The 4,710-nt window shown below is 46.2% G+C and carries 5 protein-coding genes; 1 reads left to right on the top strand and 4 read right to left on the bottom strand.

The features are described 5' to 3' along the window. Window positions 1-359 precede the first annotated feature (359 nt). Both QUB20_RS28145 and surE read right to left on the bottom strand, forming a co-directional pair. Window positions 360-758: a hypothetical protein gene (locus tag QUB20_RS28145; protein ID WP_333246991.1), complete on the bottom strand. Its 399-nt coding sequence runs from the start codon at window positions 756-758 to the stop codon at window positions 360-362. 127 nt (window positions 759-885) lie between these two features. Beyond that, window positions 886-1,692 (bottom strand): 5'/3'-nucleotidase SurE, encoded by an 807-nt coding sequence (surE, locus tag QUB20_RS28140; protein WP_333251408.1) that lies wholly within the window; start codon window positions 1,690-1,692, stop codon window positions 886-888. Window positions 1,693-2,351: 659 nt separating this feature from the next. On the opposite strand from surE, the gene pheS reads away from it, so the two are divergent. Continuing rightward, entirely contained in the window at window positions 2,352-3,356 is a 1,005-nt protein-coding gene (pheS, locus tag QUB20_RS28135) for a phenylalanine--tRNA ligase subunit alpha (protein WP_333246989.1), read from the top strand. A gap of 238 nt (window positions 3,357-3,594) precedes the next feature. Here the strand turns inward: pheS and QUB20_RS28130 are convergent, their stop codons facing one another. Next, a complete protein-coding gene (locus QUB20_RS28130) occupies window positions 3,595-4,041 on the bottom strand; it encodes a hypothetical protein (protein ID WP_333251411.1) in 447 nt (148 codons plus the stop codon). A 475-nt stretch (window positions 4,042-4,516) separates the two neighbouring features. After that, window positions 4,517-4,710, bottom strand: a 194-nt coding sequence (locus tag QUB20_RS28125; RefSeq protein WP_333233973.1) for a hypothetical protein, incomplete at its 5' end; no start/stop codon positions are given.

Raw genomic sequence — 4,710 nt, 5'->3', positions numbered from 1 at the left:
CCGTCCTTTTTGGACGGGCGGGACGCCCATCCCACTTTCAAGAGTGGAAGTTATTTAATTCTCATTCCTTAGTCGTCTTCAGACGACTTTAGCTTTGAGGCAGGGGTTTCAACCCCTGTCGGACTGTCGGACTATCGGTTGCACGTTAAGTTGACACCTACGGGCTCGGCGCTTTCCCTACAGGGGTTACAACCCCTGCCGGACTGGGGTTTTGACGTTTTTGGGCACAGGAAGAAGGGCGCGGCGTCTAAGCGCTTACCCGTAGCTTCAGATGGATGCAATGGCTAAAATAGTGTGATTTCTACCTAAAGGACTAGATATTTGCACGCAGTATCTGTCAGAATCTTTTTTAAGAAATGTTAACGTGAGACATCTTGGGAATTACCAGTTCCGCTCACCCACTCTAAAAATCCTTGAAGTGAATTCTGTCGGGGTAGCGATTGTTCCGTAGCGGCGAGCACACACCCGAAAAAGACCACACTGCCCAAAATTGCAATCAGCGGCAAAGGCTTACCCAGCCCAAAGTCCCGCTGAAGCCGAGCTAAGGGTCTGCTCTCGCGCCTGAGCATCTTTCCTACCGTCAGTTGTTTGAGACTAAAAGGATCGCGCACAAAATGACCGCTCCAGCTAATTACCATATGAGAATGGCAGTGGGGGCAAGTGAATAGTCCACTGACCATCCCGACGGGGCCTACGACGCTGGAACGGTTGCAGATCGGGCAAGTGACAGAATGAGTGTTATAGGTGGGAGCGTTCATAACTGTTTTTCTTGAGTAAAAAAAACTAACAAGTAATTGGGAGCCTGTGTTAACGCCAAAGGTATAGACCTTGAGAGGCACTTTTCCTTAATTCCTAGTTTACCGCTCCAATCGGGTCGATCGGAGCTCACTGCTTGGGAAAACCTGCAAATTGCCAATCCCGCAACGAGTGCAAGTCTGGAGCACAGGTGAGATTATATTGCAAAGGAGTTACGGTTATTCTGTTGTCGCGAATAGCTTGTACGTCTGTAGGAATATCATGTGGCACCGCCGAATCGGCGATTTCTTCTACATCTTCTAACAATTCCCCAGCCAGCCAATAATAAGTTTTGCCGCGCGGATCGGTGCGCTTTTGAAATATGTCGAAATAGCGGCGAATGCCTTGACGGGCGATCGCAACTCCGGTAATTTCTGCTTGTGAGACTGCTGGTATGTTGACATTCAACAGCATCGGTTTCGCCATTGGCTGTTTTTCCAACTGTGCCAGCAAGCTGACAGCGAAATCCACCGCCGGCCCAAATTCCTGCGAAGTAAAGCTCGCGAGGCTGAAAGCAATGCTGGGAATACCTTCCATAATTCCTTCCATTGCTGCCGAAACCGTACCCGAACAGATGATATCCGTGCCTAAATTGGGCCCGTGGTTGATACCGGAAAGGACAAAATCCGGCGGTTTGTCAAGTAAAGCCCACAAAGCGAGTTTCACGCAGTCGGCGGGAGTACCCGAACAGGCCCAAGCTTGGACTGCGGGCTCAAAAATAGATTCGACAATTTCGGCGCGGATGGGTTGGTGCAAGGTAAGGCCGTGGCCGGTAGCGGAGCGCTCTCTGTCGGGACAAACTACGCTCACATCGTGGCCAGCGGTGGCGAGAGCGTTGGCGAGGCTGCGGATGCCTTGTGCAAAGATGCCGTCGTCGTTGCTAATTAAAAGTTTCATTGAAATTTTTATAGGCCTTATAGCAATCTTAAACTAGATTCAACTAGGGCGATCGCTCTAACCTCGAATTCCCTATTACAAATTATCCATAACTGCCATCAATCTAAAATATAAAATTTAAAATCTAAAATCAACAAGCTGTCGAGCCAAAATTGCGCTAAACTCAACTTGGCCCAAAACAGCCATCAATCTAAAATCTAAAATCTAAAATCTAAAATCAAAATGACTGTCGAGCCAAAATTGCGCTAAACCCAACTTGGCCACAAACAGCCATCAATCTAAAATCTAAAATCTAAAATCTAAAATCAACAAGCTGTCGAGCCAAAATTGCGCTAAACTCAACTTGGCCCAAAACAGCCATCAATCTAAAATCTAAAATCTAAAATCTAAAATCAAAATGACTGTCGAGCCAAAATTGCGCTAAACCCAACTTGGCCACAAACAGCCATCAATCTAAAATCTAAAATCTAAAATCTAAAATCAACAAGCTGTCGAGCCAAAATTGCGCTAAACCCAACTTGGCCACAAACAGCCATCAATCTAAAATCTAAAATCTAAAATCTAAAATCAACAAGCTGTCGAGCCAAAATTGCGCTAAACTCAACTTGGCCCAAAACAGCCATCAATCTAAAATCTAAAATCTAAAATCTAAAATCAAAATGACTGTCCAGCTAAGCGACATTGAAACTCAACTAGAAACCCTCGGTCAAGAGTCCAAAAGTGCGATCGCCAGTGCCAATACCCTCGAACAACTCGAACATTTGCGCCTCGGCTACCTCGGCAAAAAAGGCCAACTCTCTCAAATTTTAGGCATGATGGGCAAACTGTCGCCAGACCAGCGGCCCAAAGTAGGGGCGATCGCCAATACAGTCAAAGAAGCCCTGCAAGCAGATTTAGAAGACAAGCGCGCCGCCCTCCAAACCGCCCAAATCCAAGCCAAATTAGCCTCAGAAACCATCGATGTCACCATGCCGGGGATTTTTCGTCCCCAAGGCCGCGTTCACCCCTTAAACGCCGTCATAGACCGCGCTCTGGATATCTTTGTCGGCCTCGGATACACCGTCGCCAACGGCCCGGAAATGGAGACAGATTATTATAACTTCGAGGCGCTGAACACACCGCCAGACCACCCAGCGCGGGATATGCAAGATACATTTTACCTACCAGGCGGCGACTTACTGCGGACTCAGACATCATCAGTGCAAATTCGCTACATGGAACAGCACAAACCCCCGATTCGGATTGTCTCTCCCGGCCGCGTTTACCGCCGCGATACTGTCGATGCTACTCACGCCGCAGTTTTCCACCAAATTGAACTTTTAGCAATTGATGAAGGTCTGACATTTACTGACTTGAAAGGCACAATTAAAGAGTTTTTGCGGCAAATGTTCGGGCAAGATTTACCGATTCGTTTCCGCACCAGTTACTTTCCCTTTACCGAACCTTCGGCCGAAGTAGATTTGCAGTGGAACGGCAAATGGCTGGAAGTTTTGGGCTGCGGAACGGTCGATCCTAATGTTCTTAAAGGAGTCGGTTTAGATCCCGAAAAATATACTGGGTTTGCGGCCGGTTTTGGTGTCGAGCGGTTCGCAATGGTACTTTATGAAATCGACGATATTCGCCGGGTTTATGCTAGCGACTTGCGCTTTTTGCGACAATTTTAAAGCATGGTTTGGGGTCGGTTCTACAAATCCTCTAGAGATTTTGCTTAAGCTACATCCATTTTGCAGTTTCAAGTAAGCAGACAAGAGCGACAAAACCATAAGATATGGTGGGCGGGTGAGTGCAAGTAACTCTTGCTATCCGACTTATTGCAGGTCAAAACCCGCCCCGCACATCAGTTTATTCATGCCCGCTTACTTAAGTAGACAAGGGCTTTGCGCTTACCTACTTATTTATTGTCTACTTCCCAAAAACACCCTTGATGCTGTCAACAGCGCTCTCGACAGCATTCTTTGTGTTATCTACTGCTTTCTGAGTCCGAGCTGAATCTTCCGATGCTCTTTTCTCAATTGTGGCCGCATCTTTCTTAGCTTTGCGCTCTACTACACTACCATCCTCCGATGAGCGATCGACTTTAGCAGCATTTGTCTTGGCAGTTTCCTTAACCTTCTCTTCTGTATCTCGGATGAAGTTCTTGGCTCGTCCAGCATCTTTGCTGGCTTTTTCTTGAACCGCATCGCCCGCATCTGCTGCTGCGATCAAGTTTACAGCAGGAGAAGCCATTGCTGCGGTGTTGGAGAAGAACGCACCAGACCAAACGAAGGCCATCGCTGACACGCAAAGCACAGTTGTAGCCATCCAGCGCCCGACAGTCGAAAGCCGTTTCGTAAAAGAATTCAGTTTCATAGAATACAAAAGGAGATATGACATTCTATTTTTACTCGATTTGAGCGATCGGCGGAACCGTTCTCTAGAGAGAGGTTATCCGCCCACAACGGTTAAAAAAGTTCCCTCTTTTGATAGATTCAAGCCAGGAAAGTCAGTCAATTTTAGATTTTAGATTTTAGATTTTAGATTTTAGATTTTAGAGTTGACTCCCCAGTCGCCCTTGGGAATCTTGAACTTTGGTGAGTCGATTGTAGATTTTAGATTTTAGATTTAACAATTAATATCAAATCTGTTAGCATCGGGATTATTCATCTATCTCTTCTCTGCATCAGCGTGAATCAGCGTCAATTAATTGTCATCTGCGGTTAAGCAATTTTCTTGTTTTTACCGCAGATACAGGCAGATTAACACAGATTAACGCAGATGAATTATATCAATTCCAGTTGCAGCTTCGGAATAGTAAGTTAGAGTTGACTGTTCACGGCGTCAACAGTCAACCGTCAACAGTCAACATCATTACGGTGTTACCGGAAATGATATAAGTAGGTGCGACAGTCAAGCTATCATCAATCGGGCGATTATTGTCATAAAATATCGCTTCTAAGGAATGATATCGTTTCCGGTTGTATCGGAATGATTTAACCGCAGAGGGCGCAGAGAACGCAGAGGGAGAGAATACAGAGAGGA

The sequence above is a fragment of the Microcoleus sp. B4-C2 genome (assembly GCF_036705265.1).
Lineage (GTDB): Bacteria > Cyanobacteriota > Cyanobacteriia > Cyanobacteriales > Microcoleaceae > Microcoleus.
The sequence above is the reverse complement of the archived record's forward strand: the minus strand, read 5'-3'. Positions and strand labels throughout refer to the sequence as shown.